The organism is Pseudotabrizicola sp. 4114 (assembly GCF_031457365.1).
Classification (GTDB): domain Bacteria; phylum Pseudomonadota; class Alphaproteobacteria; order Rhodobacterales; family Rhodobacteraceae; genus Pseudotabrizicola.
The window spans coordinates 21,253-41,843 of sequence record NZ_JAVDWP010000017.1 but is presented as its reverse complement, the minus strand read 5'-3'; the positions used below and the strand labels follow the sequence as shown (position 1 = coordinate 41,843).

Below are 20,591 nucleotides of genomic sequence, written 5' to 3'. Positions count from 1 at the left end.
CCAGAAAACATCGAGGACGCTTGCCAGACAAAGGCTGAAGGTGGGGCAGCGTGGCGACCAATATGGTCGGCCCCGGGGTTTTCACGATGACCTGACGAAGCGGCGCGGTTACACTGCGGCTTGCACAGGTGGAGTCGAGGCGTCTGCCTCTTCTGCCGGCCAGTTTCTCCCCTGCTTTGGGTGCCGCCGCCGGTCACACCCCGCGATCTGATCGACTCGCTGATGTTTATCGTGCCGATCGTGGCTATTCTCTGCGCCCTCCTGACTGGACGGTCACCGGCCTACTCGCGACCGTACTTGCGGTTGCCCCTTGTAGGCACGTCAGAAGACGCGCAAGGTTCAGATACAACTCTGTTGGCAATGATGTTCGCATAAATGACATTCTCTACCGTCGTCGTCCTTGGAATGCACCGCAGTGGCACAAGCTGCCTCACAGGCAGCCTCGAAGAGGCGGGCCTCGCCTTGGGAAATGTGGACCGCAAGCGCCACACCAATCCAAAGGGAAACCGCGAGAGTCTCAGCATCATGGATTTGAACAACGCGGTTCTGGCCGCCAACGGGGCCGCCTGGGACAGACCGCCTGAAGGCGTTTGCCACTGGTCGGCAGACCAGCTGGACTGGCGGGACCGGCTGATTGCCGAGTATTCCGACCACGCCCTTTGGGGATTCAAGGACCCCCGGACGCTGCTGGTTCTGGAGGGATGGCTGCAGGGACTGCCTGCGCCAAAGCTTGTCGGCACGTTCCGGCATCCGCTTGCGGTCGCGCAGTCATTGCGCGACCGCAACGGTTTTGAGATCGAGAAAGGTGTCGAACTCTGGACCATTTACAACCAGCGGCTTTTTCAGGCCATGGAGAGCCATCAGGTGCCGCTGCTGTGTTTTGACTGGTCGGCAGAGTGCTACAACGCGGTCTTGCGGCGACTGGCTGTGCGGCTTGGCCTGACACCACCCGAGACTCCGTTGTCGTTTTTTGAAACGCATCTGCGACGGAACTCCAGCCAGCCAGACGCGGCTTTGCCCGCAGCGGCGCAAGACATCTATCGGCACCTCTTGCAGCGCAGCCGGGACCTTATGGCCGATCTCGGGGTGGACCCTGAATTGTCTGGCGGATGACCGCTCCGGAAACCCCGCCAATATTCCAGTCTCTGCGCCTGTTCCCCAAGCTGCAGGGCGCGAACGCCTATGCCATCACTGGCATCGCGGCGCAATGTGACTGGGTGCTGCTCAGTGACGCGCGCCCCCCGTTCACGCATCTTCATCGCGCCCGGCCAACGGATGCGCCACGCCACATCTTCCTGTCGCTTCGCAACCCTTTTTCTGCGCTGGCCCATTTTGCGACCGAGGTACTGCCAAACCTGCACATGCCATTTGTGCTTGTCTCAGGGTCCGAAGATTGCACATTGCCGCAGCAGTGCGACCGGCGGTGGCGGGCATATACAGCCGCTGAACAACAGATGATTGCAACGATCCTTGACCATCCGCTGCTGCTGCGCTGGTTTGCCGAAAACCTCGAGGATGACAGCGATCCGCGGTTCTCGCCCTTGCCCACCGGGATGGTTTATCCGGGTGGCGTGCCAGAGACCCTCGCTGCCGTCAGCTGCCCGCCCTTGCACAGCCGCCCGTTGAAGGTGCTGTGCGGTCACCGGGTACGGAACGGCGCACAATGGGAGCTGCGCCGCGCGGTGACGGAGCGGGCCGCCAACGACTGGGCCGATTTCTGCACCGTTCCGGACGGCGAACTGCCCGAGCCCGAGTTTCTGGCCCTTATGCGGTCCCACGCCTTTGTTCTTTGCGCCGAGGGTGGCGGACTTGATCCCTCTCCCAAGGCGTGGCAGGCGATCCTGTCTGGCGCGATCCCGATTGTCCGCAAGACCGGCACCTACAAGGCCTATGCTCAACTGCCGGTGGCCTTTGTCGACGATTGGCATAGTGAAAGCCTGTCGCCTGCAAAGCTTTCGGCCTGGCGTGAAAGCTTTGCACCGTATCAGGACCCGCTTGTACTGCGCGGGCAGACGTTGGAACGGCTTGGGCTGGCATATTGGTGGGACCAGATCAAAGCTGCGGCGCGACCGCAACAAAAGTTTCCGGCTGAACCATGCAGGCGCCCGGGCGCAACAGACGTTGGTCAACAGGATACGTTGCCTTCGCTCTCGACCAGGTTCTGGACGCCTTGAGCGTCCGCCAGATCCAGCTGTGAAAAGACCGACAGATCGCGCGCGCTGCTTCGACCGATCGTAGTTGGCCGCACCAAGCCCGAAGGCAAAGGCTCTTCACCGGACAGTCCAAGAAATTTCTGAATTCGCACCCATTGCGCCTGGGGCCGGTCACAAAAATCCTCATAATGAACGGTCAGAAACCGTCCCTGCATATGTGTAGCGCCATAGGCGATTACTTTCTTGTTGGCCGCACTCCAATACCGCAATTGTTGCTGCGGCAAGGGTAGTTCAGGCCGATAGGGCATGTCATACAACTGGCCCCAATGGCGTACTTGCCAGGAGCTTCCACTGAACGCCATATCCAACCCATTCCGCACAATGTGAATATAACGCAGAGCCGGAAAATGGCGGTTAAGGTGTGGCAGGAAGACATGGGTATTGGGCTCTTTCCAACCCCATACCCGAAGGGCGCCGTCGGTTGGGGGCAGACTGGTTATAAGGCTGCCTGCGTGATCAGCGCACGCCCCGCTTTGCCAGTTTCCCTGAGGCGGCAGGCAGGATTTCAGCTTTTGCAACAGCTGCTGATCCGGCGCGTTGGTCCAGTCCGCCAGGCCGGAGACCATCGCGCGATGAAACAGGCGAACCGCAGTTGCAACATCCTCTGAGGCTGGGAACTGGGCTGCGGGAAGCCTTGTCCATTCTGGCCGCTTGAACAGAACCGTGAACCACAGATTATCGAGGGCCTGATTAAGGCATTGGCCAATATCGACCCCTGCCGACTGCATAAGTGCCGCAAAGACCCGTGTGCCACTTCCTCCCAACCCTCCGATGGCCACAAGCGGCGTACAGGCAGCCATGGTTCGATCTGACATTTGCATCAAGCTTTCCGCGGCAGAATGAAACGGCGGGCCGAGGCGTGCATCGTGCCAAGATAAAGTGTTCCGGCCGGCTGAAAGTGAGCCAGTTTCTCACCCTTGATCCGTTGATGCTCTGCATAAAAAAGAGCGTGTGGTTGATTGTCAGGACGCGCATTTGTCGCGACCCCCCCATGAACCTGATGGAATACGCCCTCACCCAGCAGCGCGATTGGAACCACGCCCGGCAGATGCAGGGCGCGATTTCGAAAGTCATGGTTGCATTGCCCGCCGCCGGGCGTTTGAAAGGCAGGGTTGAACCCGCCCATGGACAGAAAGGTACTGCGAGATATGCAGAACCAGCTGCATTCGGTTGGAAATCCATTCAGGAAACCCATACCAGATGACGGAGCCAGTGTGGAAACATCAAACAGTCGGTAGCCGTTGTCTTGCCAATGGATATCAGCAAGCATGGCATCCTCTTGGCTCTGGTTGTAACCGTTCTGAATGGTGATCGGCTGAATGTCGGGGCCCAAGTGCCATGAAAGGGCGCAGACAAAGGCACCCGGGTACAGATGCAACGCGTCTAATGAACGACACAGAAGGCCGGGCGACGCCATACGCGCGCCGTCAACAATCACCGCGATCGCATCGCCTGTGGCCATTTGGGCACCAAGATTCACGGCCTCCACAGGTGAGACAGATGAGGTTTCGTGGAAGTGATATCTTATATTTGGCGTCAGGGACGACAGGGATTTGGTATCAACAGGCTGGGACGAGCCGTTGTCGATGGCAATGATCTCATAATCGTCCTCCGCGACGTTCTGCTGATAGGCGCGACTGAGACTGAAAAGGGTACGTGCCGCCTCGCGCTGCATATTGTGCATGATCACGATGACAGACAATTTCATGGTGCCACCCGTTCACAGAGTGCGGCATAAAGTGTGGCAACATCGCGGGGAAGTTCAATGTCACTGTCGGCTGCCTGATGACGCAGGCTTTCGTCAAAAAAGACCTGATTGGTCGAGGGAAAAGCGAGACCAAGACTTTCAATCAGTCTGACAGTCGCGGCAATGTAATGCGGTGCCGGAACATCAAAGGACAGGATCGGACATTCTTCGCGTTGTGCGATCCGGAGCAGTCGGGCGTTGTAACGGGTCCAAAGCGCAAACCCCATTTCAACCGGCATTCTGCTGCGTGCGTTTAGCGAACGGGCAACCGCAAGAGGATGCCGGATGGTGCCTACAAACCGCGCATCCGGTAGTGCGTCGCGCCAGGCATCAAGAGTAAACAGGGTGCGGGGGTCTTTGAACCCCCAGACCCGGTCTGACGGATAAGCAGCCAGAATGCGGTCGCGCTCGGCCAGTCGGGCGGTGGCCCAGTGTACAGGCCCATCGGGCGGCTGGTTCCATCTGCTGCCATTGTCAACGAGAACCGCTTCATTCAGCGCCATGATTTCAGGATTCTCGCGGTTGCCTTTGGCGTTATGCACAGAACTGCGGTGCACTTCGCCCAGCCAGACACCGGCTTCTTCCAACTGTCCCGTAAGACAGCTGGTGCCGCTGCGGTGCATACCAAGGATCAGCAGTGGTCTGGGTTTCATAAACGCGTGTCTCATTTGTCTGGACGTGTAAGTCAAGGCGCAAGGTCAGAAAGCGGCCCTGGGCGGGATTGGCGCAATTCAGATGCAGAGGCAGGATATTCTGCTTTTGTGTCGGCTTCCCGCTTAAATTAGAGAACAACCCAGACGTGTGCTTTTTTTCCCACTCCGGAAGACTTTAAGAAAGTGTCAATGATACCTTTTGCATTCGGTGTTTTTTCATCAGATAGTTCGATCACAGATTATTGAACACAACCGTCAGGAGAATTGCAATGGCTGCCTTTTGCCGTAAACTGGCTATGCGAACTTTCAGAACTGCCGTCTTGTTGTCGTTGGTCTCTGCTGCGGTTCCCGCCTTTGCGGATACACCTTATGTCGGCGAAATCCGTGTGTTCGGGTTTAGCTTCTGCCCGAATGGGTGGCTTCCAACCCAGGGTCAGGTTCTTTCGATCCAGCAAAACGTCGCGTTGTTTTCGCTGATGGGTACAACCTATGGTGGCAACGGGGTGCAAACTTTCCAGCTCATCGACACGCAAGGCCGGAGCATGATGAACCAAGGGACAGGTTCTGGCCTGAGCCCGAGACAGATGGGCGATATTGGCGGGCAGCTGGCCGTTTCGCTGACAACAAACAATCTGCCGCCGCACACCCATCTGGTGAACGCGAACAACCTGGATGGCGACAAGCCGGGTCCTGGTGGCAAGCTGCTGGCGGCTGCGCCACCGAGTGGAACCGGGTCGGAGACAATCTACTCTGACCAGCCTGCAAGTGTCGCGATGTCTGCGGCCATGATCAGCCCTGCAGGGGCTGGCCAGCCGATCAGTGTGACTGATCCATCTCTGGCCATCACCACCTGCATCGCGACCCAAGGGATTTTCCCCTCCCGACCCTGAAGATGCTTTTGCCTCAGCCCTTGTGAACAGCCCGACGCCCCATGGCACGGCCAGACACATGCAATATCAATTTACGGAGACAGTCATGAGATTTGCTAACGCAATGGGAAAGGCCGGCCTGTGTGCCCTGACCCTGATCGGTACGGCGGTCGCGCCGCAATCGGCACGGGCTGCGGATGAGCCCTTTATCGGTGAGGTCATGTTGGTGGCCTTTGACTTTTGTCCGCGCAACTTCCTGCGTGCGGATGGCAGCCTGCTCAGCATCGCGCAGAACCAGGCGCTGTTCTCGCTGTACGGCACAACATATGGTGGCAATGGCATATCGAACTTTGCAATCCCGGACATGCGGGGACGGGTTCTGATTGGCCCCGGAACCGGGCCGGGTCTGCCGACGGTTGCGCTGGGTCAGGTTTCGGGATCTGCGACGCAGACGATGACCGTGAATACCATGCCGACGCACAGCCATGCGGTGAACGCCAACAACCTGGATGGCGACAAACCCGGACCCGGAGGCAAGCTTCTTGCTGCCGCACCCACCGGCGGCACCGGCAATGAAACGATCTATTCCACGGCAGCGGCAACAGTGACGATGAACCCCAGCATGATTGCGCCGTCGGGCAGCAATGCCCCCTTCAACACGCAGGACCCGACGCTTGGGTTGACGCATTGCATTGCGCAGTTCGGTATCTTTCCCTCCCGGCCATGAGTGCCTGCGCCTGCGACCTGGCCTTTGCGCCTAAACCCCGTTTGGATGTCGGAGAATTTGATGACACACACCCCCAAGGTCACCGTGCTTGCCCTGCCCGCGATTGCCCTTTCCCTGGCTCTTTCGGCGGTCCCGGAGCGAGCCGCAGCTGGAGACCTGCCCTTTATCGGCGAGATCCTGCGCGTGCCCTACAACTTCTGCCCGGAGGGCACGTTTGATACAAATGGCCAGTTGGTCTCGATCGCGCAGTACACCGCTCTGTTTGCCCTGATCGGCACCACCTATGGTGGCGACGGGCAGGTGACATTTGCCCTTCCCAATCTGCAAGGCCGTGCGCCCATCGGAGCGGATGGCACAAATGTCTTTCTGGGGCAGTCAAGCGGCCAGGAGACCGTCGCACTGAACGCGACCCAGATGGCTGCGCACAGCCATACAGTCAATGCCACCAACGCAGACGGAAACCTGCCCGGCCCCGGGAACAAGTTGCTGGCTGCGGCACCTGCTGGGGGGGTCGGTCAGGAGACCATTTACTCCGACCAGCCGGCAAACATCACAATGTCGCCTTCGATGATCAGCCCGACCGGGAACGGTCAGGCGTTTCCGGTTCTGGACCCCTATGTCGTGATGCGACATTGCATCGCTTACGAAGGGCTCTTTCCGTCACGACCCTGAGTCAGCCGCATAAATCCACGGCGCGACAGATGTTGCGCCGTGGCCTGATCCTCCGGGAGGGTGAGATCCTGTCAGACGACGGGATAAACATAGCCCAGCAACCGCTGGGCCGGCTTGTCCGATGCAGCCAGATCAAGCGTGCCGTCTGACAAAGCGATTTCCAGCGCCACCAGCAGATTTACCATGCCGATATCGCCGTTGGCCCGCACTGCATTTGCCAGGCTGATCAGCAACCTTTGGTCATCGCCATACACTTCCGCAAAGGTACGGCAGGATTGGCCCTGCGCTGTGGCGGGCGGGACGGTAGTCCCCCCGCTCTCCGGATCAGCTTTGGCCGCAACGAGCAGGGTAAACAGGCGCTCCAGAAATCGTGCGTGATCAATCGGTTGCAAATCGCATCCTTCCCACTTTGCGGCTGACCCACTCGGCCTGGTCGGATTTTCTGACAATGAAACTTCCGATCGCCAGCAGATCGAGATGGGTGTTCAGGAAACAGTCGATGGCATTTTGCGGGCTGCAGATGATCGGCTCGCCCCGGACGTTGAAAGAGGTGTTCAGCAACATCGGGCAGCCGGTTTTCTGATGGAAGGCGGACAGGATCTGGCCAGACCTCTCGCCGTTTTCGGGGTCAATCGTCTGCAGGCGCGCACTGAAATCGACATGGATAACGGCCGCGAACTGACTGGTGACGGTGCCTTGCAACTGCATCGGCGCGTGCTGACCGGCGGCGCGGGCATCAGCAATGGTTTGCGGGCCGCGATACTCTGGCTTCAGATCGGCAACCAGCAACATATAGGGGCTTTTGCTGGGCTCTTCGAAATAGGTCGCGGCCATATTGGCAAGGACGATGGGCGCAAACGGGCGCCAGTCCTCGCGAAACTTGATCGACTGGTTGACCCGGCTCAGGGTCGCCTTGCCGCGCGGATCGGCCAGAATGGACCTGTTGCCCAAGGCGCGCGGCCCGAACTCCATGCGGCCGTGAAAGTGGCCAACGATCTGACCGTCGCTCAGGCTGTCGGCGACGAGGCTGGCATAGGTCGCCGGATCTTCGATCTGTTCAAAGCGCAGGTCCGCCTTGACCAGGGCCTCCCGGATCGCATCATCCGGAAAATCAGGGCCCAGAAAGCTGCCGCGCATCTGATCGTTTTTACCGGTGCGCGCAGATGGCTGTGCATTGGCCCGCGCCACCTGCAAGGCGGCGCCCAGTGCCCCGCCCGCGTCCCCCGCGCTGGGTTGAATCCAAAGACCGGTCAGCCCGGACAGGTCGCGGTGCAGCCTGCTGTTTGCCACACAATTGAGCGCGACGCCGCCTGCCAGACACAGGTTGCCGGAACTGCTTTTGTTCAACGCCGTGCGGGCGAGGGCGAGGACAGCCTCTTCCAGCACCGCCTGAGCGGAGGCGGCGACATTCATATGGAACGGCGTCATTGGCGCATCGTCGCGTCGGCAGGGTTGGCCAAACAGCATCTCGAACAGGGGGGAGACGGTGCTCAGCCCCTTGTCGAACTCAAAATACGCCATGTTGAGCGTAAACGACCCGTCGGGTTGCAGGCTGATCAGTTCTTTTAAAATCAGATCCCGATACTGCGGCACCCCAAAGGGGGCCAGCCCCATCAGCTTGTACTCGCCGGAATTGACCTTGAAGCCGCAGTATTGCGTAAAGGCGCTGTAAAACAGCCCAAGCGAATGCGGAAAGCGGATCTGATCCAGCAGGGTCAGCCCATTGGCCGAGCCGGACCACAGCGTTGTGGTGGCATCCTCGCCCACCCCGTCCAGAACCAGAACCGCGGCGTCCGAAAACGGGGAGGGGTAAAAGGCCGAGGCCGCGTGCGACAAATGATGCGGCACAAAGGTGATCTTTGCCGGATCGCCTGCGATGCGGAGCAAGCGGTGGGGCAGATCAGTCGTCAAGGTCCGCAGCGTCTCGACCATCTGCGGCCAGAGCCGCGCGCCGGATGGGGCCTTGGTGCGTGCATTTTCCAGAATGCGCAGCGTTTTCAGGCCGGGATCTTCGTAAAAGGCCACCTGATCCAGAGTGGCGCCAGCGGGAAGCTGAGACAGGCAATACTGGATCGCCTGATCCGGAAAGCGCCAGTCTGCCTTGATCCGGGTAAACCGCTCTTCTTGTGCTGCGGCCAGAATCGTGTCGCCGGATACCAGCGCTGCGGCGGAATCGTGAAAATAGGCCGAAATGCCCAGAACATAGGGGTGGCCGGTCATTGCACGGGCCGGGTCAAAGCGGCATCGCACAGGCCATCCACAATCGGCAAAAGGCGTTCGGCAAACAGCTCATTGGCCCGGACGTTGGGATGGATGTCGCGTGGCATAAAGGTATGGTCCGTGTCGTAGGGTGTCGAGATGTCGGTGGTTTGAGGAAATCTCTCCATCACACCTGCGTTGAAAGGGCGGTCAAGTTCATCCAGCAGCACAAAGGTAACCGGGATGCCTGCCGCCTTTGCCACGCTGACGATCAGGTCGAAGACAGCGAAACTGGCGGCGTTGAGCATAAAGTCATCCGGCAGAAACGCCTGAAACTCCGCGTCGCGGATCACGGGTTGCCAGATCGGCAGATAGACGACGCGCACCTTGCCCGATGCGTCCAGCCGCGCGACTGGCACGTGCTCGACCCCCAGTTTGTACCATTCGGGGGCCAGATATTGCCGCATCCGCTGGGGATGCGCGATGTTGCGAAAACGGTGGTCGCTGATGATGCCGAATACGGCGGCGTCCACTGCGCGCGCGGAGAGATCGCGGCGAAATTGCAGGAAGTTTTGCACTGACCCGTGCCCGCCAATGCCGCGGTTCAGAACCCTGACCGATGGCCTGCTGCGCTGCACAAGGCTGGTGTAGGTTTCGTCATCGTTCAGGCCAGTGCCATAGGTGAAGGAGCATCCGTAAAACGCAATGCGCGGGCCGTCGCCGGTTTCGGGGGCCGCGACGGTGCGCCAGCCCTGCGGATTGATGTGCTGCAGAACATTCTGGCGGAACCCGACCCGCACCGCATGGCCCGGCGACAAGGACCAGCCGAGGACCGGGTCGGGGCGGAACAACAGTCTGGGCTTGCTGACGATTGTTGGAGAAGGCGACATCAGGCGATTACCTAAGCTGTTGACCTGCAATACGTTCGTTGGGACGGGGCACCCCGCAGACCGGCGTAGGTCCGGTCTGCGGCTCGCGGTCATCCCTGATGAGCGTGGCCTTGGGGCCAAGCTAAACCATCGTCGTCTGCTTGGCGATAGCCTTGATACGCGGTGGCCCGGCCCTTTGCCTGCGCAGGATCACCACAGGTTTTAAGACCGTGTTCAGCGGGGGATGATGGTCGGCGCGTCCGGATAGCTGGCGCAGTCCCCATTGGCCCCTGCCGCCACGCATTGGGCGTTCAGGATGCCCCAGACGAAATCAATCTGGGTAGCCGACACTGATGGGCCGCCGTTCTGATAGAACCACGACATCAGCGGGGTGCCCATGACCACTTCGGCATAGCCAAGCACACTGGGCCGCCAGGACGCCCCCACGCCCTGCATACCCGATGCGCCATTGGCATCGACCGAGGCCTGAGAATGGCAGGTGATGCAGGAGGCCGTGTTGACAAAGCCGCCTTCGGTGACCGTCGCACCGGTCCCTGTCGGCACCCCGCCCGCCGTGTTGAAGGTGGTTTGCGTGCCCTTGAGCCGGTAATTCAGCCAGGCAGGATCATCCCCCGAGATCACCCGGGGATCGCTGTCCACCGGGGCCGTGGCAATGCCAAGGACAGAGAACATGTCCGCCAGAGACTGCGTGATCTGCTCGCCCGTGCTGGCCGGATCGTAGACCTGCCCGGTCACGAACAGAGGGTCATCCCCCGAGGTCTTGTCATTGTTCAGCTCCATCATCGGGGGAATGTAGCTTGGCCCGAAATCGGCACCAGCCTGCGCCGTGCCATTGGCCTGATAGCCGTAACTGTCATTGCAGCCGATGTAATCGCAGCGCCCCCGGTTCGCCACATGCTCCATCGCGTACCAGTGCCAGACCGGCAGATCCTTTGAGGCATTGGTCATGGCGACCATGTAATAATACCCCGGCACGCTGCCGGTGCTGCCATCGCCCTCGATCCAGACAGTCAGATAGGGATAGGCGGGGTTATTGGGTGGGTCGATTGCGGTGCCATCGGGCGCTGTGGCCGAAATCAGTTCTTGGTCCAGCATGATGTCCTGATGCAGGAAATCCGCTTTCACCATGACCGCATCGACCGGGAACCGGACCTCCAGCGCGTGCGCCCCTGCGATGTTGCCAGCATTGAGCGCGGCATTCTGGGCGCGGTTACGCGCGCCAAAGCCTTCGCGGGTATACAGATCGTTCCGGTAGATATAGTCGATCATCGGCTTGTTGCGGAACACCAGTTCCAGTTCCAGATCGCGCAACAGGCGGCCGGGGTCGATCTGGTCGTCCAGCAGCATGCCCCGGTGGTTGATCGCAGATCCGCCGGGCATCCCATTGGGAATCGCGGGCAAGGGGCTGGGCACGGTATAATCCGCGCGATACACGGGACAATTGGCACTGGGTGCGGCAGCAGGATCAATCGGGGCATTGGGATCACAGCACCCGGTTGTCACAGTCGCCGTGCAAAGCGGCAAGGGGGCATTGGGCCATATGGTCTGGTCAATCCCCCAGTTCCACCATTCCTGGCTGATGGCTTCGCCAAACTGGATCCAGGCAAAGGCATCCGGGCATGTTGCCGCCGCCGATCCTGCATTTGCGCCAAGGATCGCGGCCTGACCGTCAGTGACGCCAACCTCACAGGCGGAATCATCCTGCACAAAGCTGCGAAACAGCATCATTTTCTGCAATCCGTTCGGAGTGGCAGGCGCAGTCTGCGCGAGGGCACCGATTGGAGAAACTAAAGTCGCGACAAGAAATAAAAGGCAGAACTTTTCGCGTGAAATTTTCATCTATGGTCCCTCATGAACAGCGCAAAACGATACAAAGCAAGACAGGGGCAGATAAACCTTGACGATAGCGCGCTGATATCACACACCCATGGCGAGAGTCACGTAATCGTTATCGCAAGCCCACCTAATGCGGACCAGAACGACGGTGCAAACATTCATCGCGCGGCTTCCAGAGCCCCGTTGCCTTTGATCGAAAGGCCCGGGACGTGAGCCAAACGTTCTCCATAAAAACCGGGCAAGTCCAAGTGTAAGCCCGTTTTGACCGAGCGTTTCACCATTCTTCGCGAGAAGCGTTTTGCAGTTCGGGACATGTTCAGCGCTCTGCTCCGATCTTATCCGATCTTACAGGCCCGGGGGGCACAGCACCATGCAACCTCTTGATCATCTGGGACCTTCTGGCATAGGGTCTGTCCCGATATGGCTGCTTACACCTTCTGCCGGGATCTTTGCATTGCACGCGGTGAGCCGTTGGTGGGCACGGGTGCCGTCATGGCGCGCTATGCGCTGCTGCACTGGCCGCGCGCCGACTGGCGGGTACCACGGATCAACGCGCGCCACATGCCCCCTGACCTGTCCTCTGCGATCATTGCCGCTGGCGAAGCGGGCATTCATGTGGCGCTGGTCGATGGCGACAATATCGCGCTCAGCTGCGGCACTGAAACTCTGCCAGAAGCGACACCAGAGGCGGCTGCGACCGCACTTTTGCGGCTCAGCCGGGGCGAGCCGCTGGCGGACCCCGGCCTGACCGCCATTGATGACCGCCTGACCATTATGTGCTGCACCGACGGCAAGATGGACCCTTGCTGCGCGCTGTACGGCTTTGCAACCTGGAAAGCGTTGCGGGCGGTGGCCGACCCACAAGTGTTCCGCGTGCTGCAATCGACGCATATCGGCGGCTGCCGTTTTGCCGCTTCGCTTCTGGTCTTGCCTGATCGCGCGCGCTATGGCCGCCTGACCCCCGACCAGGTGCCGGATTTTCTGACGGCGCTGCAATCGCACCAGCCCTATCTGCCCGCTTGGCGCGGCGATCCGCTGCTGGATTCGGCGGCGCAGGTGGCGGACCATGCCGCCCGGTCCTATGCTGGCAAATCCGCAAGCGTGACGCTGGAGCAGGTCTCGCCCGACATGGCGGACAGCGTGGAGTTCATCGCGACAATTGCAGCCCTGCGCCTGCACATCCGGCTGCAGCTGGAAAGCTTTGCCGTCAACACCCGCTGCCGCACCATCAGCGCAGACGTCGCAGCGGAACAAACCCCGCGCTGGTGCCTTGCCTCCATAAAGCCGCTGGCCAGTCAGTCCGCCTGACGCAGCACTTCGCGTTCGCCGATGTGGGAAAACAGCAGCGTGGCCGATCCGATCAGCCCCCCCAGCGTCTCGCCATAGCGGCTGCGGTTCAGGTACAGGAACTGACGGTTGCGCACGGCAAACAGGGACTGCCATTGTCGGGTCGTGCGAAAGACGCGGGTCTCGGCCTCTTCATCCAGCGAGGCCTCATAGGTATCTATGATGAAATCACTGTCAAAATCCGAAAGCCGTTCAAGACTATAGGGAATATCCTGTGAACTTCCCTCGACCGCCGGAACATGGCCAAGACCAAAATCGGCGATCACCTGTTCAATCCCGCCCCGCCCGATGATGCGAAAACTGTCGCGGTAAATTTCCATCGGCGTGATGGTGATTTTCGCCGCATCAGGCACTCTGCGCCGGAACCCCTCGACCAGAGTGTCATACTCGTTCGCCAGCTCTTCAAACCGGGCGCGGCGGTTGGTCAGATCCGCCAGCTCTGCCGCATAGCTGCGAATGTCCTTTTCGCGCACGGGCAACAGCACGACCGGCGCGACCAGCGACAGCTTGTCCCGCAGCGGCTCGTGATAGGACAGGCCAAGGATCAGATCAGGCTTCAGCGCCGCAATCGTCTCGATATCGGGGGCCTGATGGGTGCCGATATAGCGGATGGCAGAGGTATCATAGCGCCCGGAACTGCCACGATACAGGGTATCGGCCCAAAGCCGCTTGCGCCCGGCAGAGCCGCAAGGCGTGACGCCCAGTTCCAGCAACTGGCTGGTCACGCTGAAATCATGGAGCGAGACCACGCAGCGCGGGTTGACCGGCACCTCCAGCGTGCCGAAATTATTGGTAAACATGCGGGTCGGCGCGTCTTCGGCCAGTGCCGCGTGGCAAAGCCCGAATGTCGCGAACAGAAAGATCAGCCCCGCCCGGATTGTCATGTCGTACCCCCTTTGCGGGACAAAAGAAACAGAACGTAGGGCGCGCCGATGATCGCGACGACCATTCCGGCCGGGATCTGCAACGGGGCAACAGCCGTGCGCCCCACGGTATCGCCCAACAGGACGATCCCCGCGCCGATCATCGCCGCGAGCGGTAGCAAAACGCCTTGCCGCTCCCCCACCAGCAACCGCGCGGCATGGGGGGCAAGCAGGCCGACAAAACTCATGGTGCCGACATTGGCCACGGCAGATGCGGTCAGCATCACGCTGAAAAACAGCGCGACGATCTGGAAACGCCATGTGTCCAGCCCCCGGCTGCCCGCCACGGCTTCGCCCAGCTGGAACAGGTTGAACTGGCGGTACAGCAGCAGAACCGGCACGCCCGCCGCCAGCAGCCACAGCGCCTGTGACCGGACCTGCGACCAGTCGGCCCGGTGCAGGCTGCCCGACAGCCACAGCAGGGCAGACTCCACCCGTTCGATCCGGCCATAGGTGATCAGCAGGTCGGAAAACGCCGCCAGAATCGCGGTCATTCCCACACCCACCAGCAAAAGCCGCAGCGCCGAAATGCCCTGTCGCCACGCCAGCCCGGCGATGACCAGCGCCACCGCCACCCCGCCCAACAGCGCGGCCAGCGGATAAAACACAACCGGCAGCCCGGTGGGCCACAGGATCATCGCCACCAGCACGGTCAGCCCCGCCCCGGCCTCGACCCCGACAAGGCCGGGCGCGGCCAGCGGATTGCGGGTCAGGGTCTGCAGCACCACACCCGACAGCGCCATTGCCATACCACACAGCACGGCCAGCAGAATGCGCGGCAGCCTGATGTCGGCCAGAATGCTTGCGGCCATCGTGTCCCCGCCATCATCAGCGGCCAGCAGGGCAAGATCCGCCATGCGCAGCGGATAGCTGCCCAGCGTCAGTGCAAACACCGCAAGGCCGGTCAGGGCCAGTGCTGAAAACCCCAGGAGAAGCCGGTTGTACCGCCCGCTCATTTCACCCTCTGCAACACAAGAAAGATGAAGACGGGCGCGCCGATGATGGCGGTGACGATGCCGGTGTTCAGTTCCAGCGGGCGTACCACGACACGCGCAACGATATCACCCAGCACCAGCAGAACCGCGCCGATCAGCGGCGATGCGGGCACCAGCAGCCGGAAATCCGGGCCAAACACCAACCGCGCCAGATGCGGTGCCACCAGCCCGACAAAGCCGATCGGCCCGGCGATGGCCACCGAAGACCCCGCCAGAAGCACCACTGCCAGCAGGCTGGTCAGCCGGAACCGCCTGACATTCAGCCCCATCAGACCGGCGCTCTGCTCACCCAGACGGTACAGGTTCAGGCCTGGGATGTTCAGAATCGCAATCCCCGCCGCAAGCGCCAGAAACGGCAGCACCATGCGGCGCATTCCGGACGTCTCAAACGCCAGCGATCCGACCAGCCAGCGCCGCAGCGTCTCCAGCCCTTGCTGATCCAGCAACAGGATGCTGGTGGTCAGCGCGCTGAACAGCGCGCCCACCATGACGCCGGACAGGATCAGCCGCGCAGGCGCGGCGGTGCTGCCGCTGTTCAGGATCACCACGGCGGCCGCCGTTATCGCGCCTGCAAAGGCCAGCCATGGCACCATGGCAAGCGTGCCGCCCGGCAGCACCAACAGCCCCGCCACCACGAAAAACGCAGCCCCGCTGTTCACGCCCAGCAGTCCGGGATCGGCCAGCGGGTTGCCGGTGACACCCTGCATCAGCGCCCCCGCCAGCCCAAGCGCCGCGCCCACCGCCATGGCGCTGTAAAGCCGCGGCAGCCGCATCTCAGTCACGATGTTATGCGCGGCATCATCGGGGGACCACGCGGTCAGTGCCTGCCAGACCACATGCCAGCCCAGCGGGCTGGCCCCAAACCGCAGGTGCAGCAGCGCCGCCAGAATCAGCACCCCGGCGATCAGCACAAACCCCGACAGCCGCAGCGGATCAGGCATCCACATCCCCCGCCGATGATGCCACACAGATCTGCTCCCCCGTCGCAGGCGATGTGACCATATGGGCGCGGATCGAAAACACCTGCTCCAGATTGGCGGTGGTGAAAATCGTACCGGACGGTCCCTGCGCCACCACCCGCCCGTCGCGCATCATCACCAGATCATCGGCATAGCGCGCCGCCTGATTCAGATCATGCAGGATGGCCACAATCGTGCGCCCGTCATCGCGCAGCTGCGACAGCAGATCCAGCAGACTCAGCTGGCTGGCCACATCCAGAAACGTCGTGGGCTCATCCAGCAGAATCACCGGCGTATCTTGCGCCAGCGTCATCGCGATCCATGCGCGTTGCAGCTGGCCCCCGGACAGGCTGGCCAGCGGGCGGTCCATCAACGCACCAACCCGGCTGAGGCTGACCGCCTTTTCAACCGCCGCTTCATCGCGCGGCGACCATGCGCTCAGCCAGCCACGCCAGGGAAAGCGGCCCTGAACCACCAGTTCGCGCAGGGTCAGGCCGGCAGGCGCGTTCAGGTGTTGCGGCAGAAACGACAGCGCTTGTGCCATGCCGCGCCGGGACAGCGCGGCAAGCGGTTTGCCGTCCAGCAGCAGACGGCCACTGTCAACCGGCAGCATGCCCGCCATCGCCGCCATCAGCGTGGATTTTCCCGAACCGTTCGGTCCTATCAGGGCGGTGAACCTGCCCGGCGCGATGGTCAGATCCACATCGCGCAACACTTGCACCCCGCCGCGAGAGGCTGTCAGGCCCTGAATTGCCAGCATTATCGTCCTGCTCCGCTCTTCACAGGGTTATCTTTTCCCTGCGCATAGCAGGTCAGTGCCCACAAGACACCTCGGCCCGGCGTCTAATAGTGTCTCGAGACACTTTAAAAGTTTTACTGAAGCGTTTCGCATGTTAGCGCCGTAAATAATTGTTGATGCTATTTGTCAAGATTGAACCGGCATCGTCAAGCACTCACCGCACGGCCAGAAAGAAAGGTTTCGTCATGTATCCTTGCGCCCATCGTCCGCCACGCCGGAAAACCGGCTCCGTTGTGTTGCAGGGGCTGATGCTGTCCTGTGCCGTGCTGACCGTGTCAGCCGGACAGACCCGCGCGCAGGATGACGCGCTGATGCTGGACCTGATCAACATTCAGGCCAACACCGCCGCCACCGCGCCGGTTGACGGCTATCTGGCCGCGACCAGCGCGGGCAGCACCAAAACCGATACGCCGCTGGTGCTGACCCCCCAGTCAACTTCGGTTGTCACCGCGGATGAGATCCGCGACCGCACCGCGCTGACCCTGGCGGATGCCCTGGCCTATACCCCCGGCTTCACCGCAAATGAGCGCAATTTTTCCCGCGTGGCCGACCGCTTCCGCATCCGTGGCTTTGATGTCGAACCCGGCACCGGCGGGTTGATGCGTGACGGCATGCGGTTGCAGGTCAATTCTTATGACGGCACCCAGGAACCCTTCGGGCTGGAGCGCGTCGATGTGGTGCGTGGCGCGGCCTCGGTGCTGTACGGGCAGCTTTCGCCGGGCGGGCTGGTGAACGGCGTCTCCAAACGTCCGACCGACACGCCGCTGTATGAGCTGGGAGTGGAGGCGGGATCACATGGCCGCAAGCAGCTGAACGGCGATTTCAGCGACAAGCTGTCCGATACGTTGTCTTACCGGCTGACGGTTCTGGCGCGCGACAGTGACACCGCCACCGATTTCATCGGGGATGACCGGGTTTACATCGCCCCGGCGCTGACATGGCGCCCAAGCGACGACACCTCCCTCACGGTTCTGGGGTTCTACCAGAACAGCCAGACCCGCTTTCCTGCCCCATTGCCCTACGGGATCATCGACGGGATCGGCGAAGGTGCTTTCTCACTGCCGCGTGACAGATTCATCGGGGAACCGGGCTATGACCACATGGAAAGCGACATGTGGGCGCTTGGCTATGAATTCAGCCACCGCTTTGCGAATGATGTCCGGCTGTCAGCCCGGTCCCGCTATTATGAATCGGATCTGGACTGGCGCTATCTGATGGCGCAGACCAGCACCGCCGCCGTGTCTCAGGTCATCAACACCGGCATCCTTGCCCGCCAGTACAGCGACCGCCACGACCGCGCGCGCGGCCTGACGCATGACATGAACCTGGGGTTCGGCTTTGTGACCGGTGCTGCGACGCATGACGTTCTGTTCGGCTATGACTTTCAGGACGTGACCTTTGGCTCTGACAATTTCCGCGCTGCAGCGCCATCGATTGATCTGAACGATCCGGTCTACGGCATCGACATTCCGGTAAACCGCGCTTCGGCCCGCAACCGGGGCAGCACCACTGATACCACCCAGCACGGGTTGTACCTTCAGGATCAGATCCGCGTTGGCAACAGCTGGAATGTGTTGCTGGGCCTGCGCCACGACTGGGCCGATCAGACCTTCAGCTACAAGGCTCTCAACCAGAGCGTTGAACGCAAGGCAGAACGGACGACATGGCGGACCGGGGTGGTCTATGAGGCGGAAAACGGTCTTGCCCCCTATGCCAGCTATTCGCAGTCATTCTTTCCGATTGCGGTTGCGGAATATGTCGAGGACATCACCTTCGATCCGATGCTGGGTGAGCAGTTTGAGCTGGGCCTGCGCTATCAGCCGCCGGGCAGCAACATGATGCTCAGCGCCAGCATTTACCAGCTGACCCAGGACAATGTGGTGGCGCGCAATCTTGCCGGTGATCTGACCCAGATCGGCCAGCAGCGCGCCCGTGGCTTTGAACTGGAAGCCAAGGGCGATCTGACCGACAGCCTGTCGGTTGCTGCAGCCTATGCCTATACCGATGCGCGGATCACCCGCAGCGAAACTGCCGCTGAAATCGGTCAACGCAGCGAGAACACGCCCTATCATCAGGCATCGCTGTGGCTGAACTGGGATCTGGCGCAGGTGGGCCTGCCGGGCCTGACGATCGGCAGCGGCATCCGCTACAACGGCACCACCGCGGCATCGGGGATCGACAAGCCCATTCCGGGCAATACCCTGGTGGATGCGCTGGTCCGGTACGAGGTGAAGGACGGTCTGGATATTTCGCTGAATGCGACCAATCTGTTCGACAAGAAGTACGCGTCCTGCGACTTCGGCACCTGCCGCTATGGCGACAGGCGCGAGGTTACTCTGACCGCCCGCCACCGCTGGTAAGCCTCTGGCCGGGCTGCACCCCGGCCAACAGGGACAGGCCCCTTGTCACATCTTCCGTCGGGGGGCCGCCCAGACACAACCGGATACCGCTTTCGCTGTCGTCCGGGTCGGCCCGCACCGTTTCCGGCGGCGTCACGGCAACGCCAAGCGCCAGTGCCGCCGCCGCAAATGCCAGCGCTTCGGCATGGGGCATCGGCAGCCACAGGTGAAACGCCGCGTCATGGCTGACAAGCGCACGGCCCTTCAGCAGGCCCTGCGCCAGCGCCGTGCGCCGCCCGGCCTCGGCCCGCAGCGCGCTGCGCAGATCCTGTGCCACACCGTTTGAGAACCATTCTTCCAGCAGCGCATAATCGACCGGAGAGGCGGTCATCGGCAACGCCTGCAAAGCCTCGGCCGCCTTTGCCACGCCGCTTTCGGGCGCCACCAGCACGCCAAGCCGCAGACCGGGGCTAAGGCTTTTGGACAGGCTGGAGACATGGAACACCCCATCCGGCGCGAACGCGACCAATGGCGGCAAAGCCGGATCAGCGCCAAGGCTGTAAACACCGTCCTCGACAATCGGCACCTGATGCTGGCGACAGACCCGGACAATCGCCTCGCGCCGGGCCCGTCCCATGGTGCGCGTTGTCGGGTTCTGCGTATCGGGCGTGACATAAACCAGCCTGCGCCGCGGGCTGTCCCTTTGCTCTTGCAGCACCCGGTCCAGATCTTCGGGGCACATGCCCTGATCATCCATTGCCACGGCGGCCAGCGGGTGGCCGCGATAGCGCGCCAGCGCGATGGCCCCGGCATAGCTGAACCGTTCGGTGATGATCAGCCCACGCCCGCCGCACAGAATGTCAAACGCCAGCCACAGCGCCTGCTGACCGCCGCCGGTCAGAATGATACGGTCGGGCGCTGCCGGAACGCCCAGCTGTTCCAGCCAGCGACCCAGCAACCGTCGGTGTTCGTCATGGCCCGCAGGCGGCGGGCGCAGATTGACATGATCGCTGTCAATCTTGCGCGAAATCGCCGACAGGCTGCGCGCCAGAAGGCGGTTGCCCAGCACCAGCGGCAGCACATTGGCCGACAGATCGACCAGCGCCCCCTTGCGCGACCGGGTCGCCGAGACAAAGGTTCCCCGGCCCTTGACGCTGCGCAACAGCCCGCGACGCTCCAGTGCCGCGTAGGCCTTGGTCACGGTCCCCACGCCGATATCCAGCTTCCAGGCCAGATCACGGTGGGCCGGAAGCCTGTCACCACCTTGCAGATGTCCCGACAGGATATCTTCGGAAATGGCATTGGTCAGCCGGTCCGAAGCGTGCCCCTCTCCGTCCGTCATCCGGGGCAGCCAGGGGGATTTAAGACGCATCTGCGAGGTCTTTCAGAGGTTAGGGAGAGAATTCCCACCAAAGGAGGCCGA

The 20,591-nt window shown here is 61.5% G+C and carries 19 protein-coding genes; 7 read left to right on the top strand and 12 right to left on the bottom strand.

From position 1 onward, the window contains the following. Positions 1-375: 375 nt before the first annotated feature. Together J2X53_RS20690 and J2X53_RS20685 are read left to right on the top strand one after the other, a co-directional pair. The gene (locus J2X53_RS20690) at positions 376-1,113 is read left to right on the top strand and encodes a hypothetical protein (RefSeq protein ID WP_349039397.1); all 738 of its coding nucleotides are present in this window, start codon (positions 376-378) and stop codon (positions 1,111-1,113) included. Continuing rightward, entirely contained in the window at positions 1,110-2,174 is a 1,065-nt protein-coding gene (locus tag J2X53_RS20685; protein ID WP_349039396.1) for a hypothetical protein, read from the top strand. The genes J2X53_RS20690 and J2X53_RS20685 overlap by 4 nt, the downstream gene beginning before the upstream one ends. Here J2X53_RS20685 and J2X53_RS20680 read toward each other — a convergent pair. From J2X53_RS20680 to J2X53_RS20670, 3 genes are read right to left on the bottom strand one after another with little or no spacing between them, the layout of a single operon-like run. Next, positions 2,126-3,028 (bottom strand): sulfotransferase, encoded by a 903-nt coding sequence (locus J2X53_RS20680; protein WP_349039395.1) that lies wholly within the window; start codon positions 3,026-3,028, stop codon positions 2,126-2,128. The genes J2X53_RS20685 and J2X53_RS20680 overlap by 49 nt on opposite strands. A 5-nt stretch (positions 3,029-3,033) precedes the next feature. After that, positions 3,034-3,921 carry a glycosyltransferase family A protein gene (locus tag J2X53_RS20675; RefSeq protein ID WP_349039394.1) on the bottom strand — a complete coding sequence of 296 codons (888 nt, stop codon included), beginning with the start codon at positions 3,919-3,921 and terminating at the stop codon, positions 3,034-3,036. After that, positions 3,918-4,613, bottom strand: coding sequence for a sulfotransferase (locus tag J2X53_RS20670; protein WP_349039393.1), 696 nt, complete (start codon positions 4,611-4,613; stop codon positions 3,918-3,920). Before J2X53_RS20670 ends, J2X53_RS20675 begins: the two co-directional genes overlap by 4 nt. Positions 4,614-4,882: 269 nt before the next feature. On the opposite strand from J2X53_RS20670, the gene J2X53_RS20665 reads away from it, so the two are divergent. The 3 genes from J2X53_RS20665 to J2X53_RS20655 all read left to right on the top strand — a co-directional run bounded on the left by J2X53_RS20665 (position 4,883) and on the right by J2X53_RS20655 (position 6,881). After that, complete coding sequence (locus tag J2X53_RS20665; RefSeq protein WP_349039392.1) at positions 4,883-5,503, top strand: tail fiber protein; 621 nt, start codon at positions 4,883-4,885, stop codon at positions 5,501-5,503. An 85-nt stretch (positions 5,504-5,588) separates the two neighbouring features. Continuing rightward, a complete protein-coding gene (locus tag J2X53_RS20660) occupies positions 5,589-6,209 on the top strand; it encodes a tail fiber protein (protein ID WP_349039391.1) in 621 nt (206 codons plus the stop codon). Positions 6,210-6,269: 60 nt separating this feature from the next. Further along, positions 6,270-6,881 (top strand): tail fiber protein, encoded by a 612-nt coding sequence (locus J2X53_RS20655; protein WP_349039390.1) that lies wholly within the window; start codon positions 6,270-6,272, stop codon positions 6,879-6,881. Between the two features lie 71 nt (positions 6,882-6,952). On the opposite strand, the gene J2X53_RS20650 is transcribed toward J2X53_RS20655, so the two are convergent. The 4 genes from J2X53_RS20650 to J2X53_RS20635 all read right to left on the bottom strand — a co-directional run bounded on the left by J2X53_RS20650 (position 6,953) and on the right by J2X53_RS20635 (position 11,698). Further along, positions 6,953-7,273, bottom strand: coding sequence for a hypothetical protein (locus tag J2X53_RS20650; RefSeq protein ID WP_349039389.1), 321 nt, complete (start codon positions 7,271-7,273; stop codon positions 6,953-6,955). Continuing rightward, positions 7,260-9,101: a carbamoyltransferase N-terminal domain-containing protein gene (locus J2X53_RS20645; RefSeq protein ID WP_349039388.1), complete on the bottom strand. Its 1,842-nt coding sequence runs from the start codon at positions 9,099-9,101 to the stop codon at positions 7,260-7,262. The genes J2X53_RS20650 and J2X53_RS20645 overlap by 14 nt, the downstream gene beginning before the upstream one ends. Further along, positions 9,098-9,970 carry an SGNH/GDSL hydrolase family protein gene (locus J2X53_RS20640; protein WP_349039387.1) on the bottom strand — a complete coding sequence of 291 codons (873 nt, stop codon included), beginning with the start codon at positions 9,968-9,970 and terminating at the stop codon, positions 9,098-9,100. Before J2X53_RS20640 ends, J2X53_RS20645 begins: the two co-directional genes overlap by 4 nt. Positions 9,971-10,183: 213 nt before the next feature. Next, complete coding sequence (locus tag J2X53_RS20635; protein WP_349039386.1) at positions 10,184-11,698, bottom strand: hypothetical protein; 1,515 nt, start codon at positions 11,696-11,698, stop codon at positions 10,184-10,186. A 528-nt stretch (positions 11,699-12,226) separates the two neighbouring features. Between J2X53_RS20635 and J2X53_RS20630 the strand changes: the two genes are divergently transcribed. Continuing rightward, positions 12,227-13,114 carry a sucrase ferredoxin gene (locus J2X53_RS20630; RefSeq protein ID WP_349039385.1) on the top strand — a complete coding sequence of 296 codons (888 nt, stop codon included), beginning with the start codon at positions 12,227-12,229 and terminating at the stop codon, positions 13,112-13,114. Here the strand turns inward: J2X53_RS20630 and J2X53_RS20625 are convergent. The 4 genes from J2X53_RS20625 to J2X53_RS20610 are packed head-to-tail and all read right to left on the bottom strand — an operon-like array spanning position 13,102 to position 16,790. After that, positions 13,102-14,037, bottom strand: a complete 936-nt coding sequence (locus J2X53_RS20625) for an ABC transporter substrate-binding protein (RefSeq protein ID WP_349039384.1) — start codon at positions 14,035-14,037, stop codon at positions 13,102-13,104. The two genes, J2X53_RS20630 and J2X53_RS20625, sit on opposite strands and share 13 nt — an antisense overlap. Further along, positions 14,034-15,032: an iron ABC transporter permease gene (locus J2X53_RS20620; protein ID WP_349039383.1), complete on the bottom strand. Its 999-nt coding sequence runs from the start codon at positions 15,030-15,032 to the stop codon at positions 14,034-14,036. The genes J2X53_RS20625 and J2X53_RS20620 overlap by 4 nt, the downstream gene beginning before the upstream one ends. Continuing rightward, positions 15,029-16,012: an iron ABC transporter permease gene (locus J2X53_RS20615; RefSeq protein ID WP_349039382.1), complete on the bottom strand. Its 984-nt coding sequence runs from the start codon at positions 16,010-16,012 to the stop codon at positions 15,029-15,031. The genes J2X53_RS20620 and J2X53_RS20615 overlap by 4 nt, the downstream gene beginning before the upstream one ends. After that, complete coding sequence (locus J2X53_RS20610) at positions 16,005-16,790, bottom strand: ABC transporter ATP-binding protein (RefSeq protein ID WP_349039381.1); 786 nt, start codon at positions 16,788-16,790, stop codon at positions 16,005-16,007. Before J2X53_RS20610 ends, J2X53_RS20615 begins: the two co-directional genes overlap by 8 nt. Positions 16,791-17,014: 224 nt before the next feature. Here J2X53_RS20610 and J2X53_RS20605 point away from each other — a divergent pair, with 224 nt between their 5' ends. Continuing rightward, positions 17,015-19,189: a TonB-dependent siderophore receptor gene (locus J2X53_RS20605; protein ID WP_349039380.1), complete on the top strand. Its 2,175-nt coding sequence runs from the start codon at positions 17,015-17,017 to the stop codon at positions 19,187-19,189. Here J2X53_RS20605 and J2X53_RS20600 read toward each other — a convergent pair. Continuing rightward, a complete protein-coding gene (locus J2X53_RS20600; protein ID WP_349039379.1) occupies positions 19,161-20,540 on the bottom strand; it encodes a PLP-dependent aminotransferase family protein in 1,380 nt (459 codons plus the stop codon). The genes J2X53_RS20605 and J2X53_RS20600 overlap by 29 nt on opposite strands. Between the last annotated feature and the right edge of the window lie 51 nt (positions 20,541-20,591).

Excerpts from the sequence above, each read along its gene's own strand:
- J2X53_RS20645 (WP_349039388.1), bottom strand. The coding sequence starts at position 9,101 with ATGACCGGCCACCCCTATGTTCTGGGCATTTCGGCCTATTTTCACGAT.
- J2X53_RS20625 (WP_349039384.1), bottom strand. The coding sequence starts at position 14,037 with ATGACAATCCGGGCGGGGCTGATCTTTCTGTTCGCGACATTCGGGCTT.
- J2X53_RS20615 (WP_349039382.1), bottom strand. The coding sequence starts at position 16,012 with ATGCCTGATCCGCTGCGGCTGTCGGGGTTTGTGCTGATCGCCGGGGTG.
- J2X53_RS20600 (WP_349039379.1), bottom strand. The coding sequence starts at position 20,540 with ATGCGTCTTAAATCCCCCTGGCTGCCCCGGATGACGGACGGAGAGGGG.
- J2X53_RS20665 (WP_349039392.1), top strand. The coding sequence starts at position 4,883 with ATGGCTGCCTTTTGCCGTAAACTGGCTATGCGAACTTTCAGAACTGCC.
- J2X53_RS20655 (WP_349039390.1), top strand. The coding sequence starts at position 6,270 with ATGACACACACCCCCAAGGTCACCGTGCTTGCCCTGCCCGCGATTGCC.
- J2X53_RS20685 (WP_349039396.1), top strand. The coding sequence starts at position 1,110 with ATGACCGCTCCGGAAACCCCGCCAATATTCCAGTCTCTGCGCCTGTTC.
- J2X53_RS20635 (WP_349039386.1), bottom strand. The coding sequence starts at position 11,698 with ATGATGCTGTTTCGCAGCTTTGTGCAGGATGATTCCGCCTGTGAGGTT.
- J2X53_RS20675 (WP_349039394.1), bottom strand. The coding sequence starts at position 3,921 with ATGAAATTGTCTGTCATCGTGATCATGCACAATATGCAGCGCGAGGCG.
- J2X53_RS20610 (WP_349039381.1), bottom strand. The coding sequence starts at position 16,790 with ATGCTGGCAATTCAGGGCCTGACAGCCTCTCGCGGCGGGGTGCAAGTG.
- J2X53_RS20660 (WP_349039391.1), top strand. The coding sequence starts at position 5,589 with ATGAGATTTGCTAACGCAATGGGAAAGGCCGGCCTGTGTGCCCTGACC.
- J2X53_RS20630 (WP_349039385.1), top strand. The coding sequence starts at position 12,227 with ATGGCTGCTTACACCTTCTGCCGGGATCTTTGCATTGCACGCGGTGAG.
- J2X53_RS20670 (WP_349039393.1), bottom strand. The coding sequence starts at position 4,613 with ATGAAACCCAGACCACTGCTGATCCTTGGTATGCACCGCAGCGGCACC.
- J2X53_RS20690 (WP_349039397.1), top strand. The coding sequence starts at position 376 with ATGACATTCTCTACCGTCGTCGTCCTTGGAATGCACCGCAGTGGCACA.
- J2X53_RS20605 (WP_349039380.1), top strand. The coding sequence starts at position 17,015 with ATGTATCCTTGCGCCCATCGTCCGCCACGCCGGAAAACCGGCTCCGTT.
- J2X53_RS20640 (WP_349039387.1), bottom strand. The coding sequence starts at position 9,970 with ATGTCGCCTTCTCCAACAATCGTCAGCAAGCCCAGACTGTTGTTCCGC.
- J2X53_RS20680 (WP_349039395.1), bottom strand. The coding sequence starts at position 3,028 with ATGTCAGATCGAACCATGGCTGCCTGTACGCCGCTTGTGGCCATCGGA.
- J2X53_RS20620 (WP_349039383.1), bottom strand. The coding sequence starts at position 15,032 with ATGAGCGGGCGGTACAACCGGCTTCTCCTGGGGTTTTCAGCACTGGCC.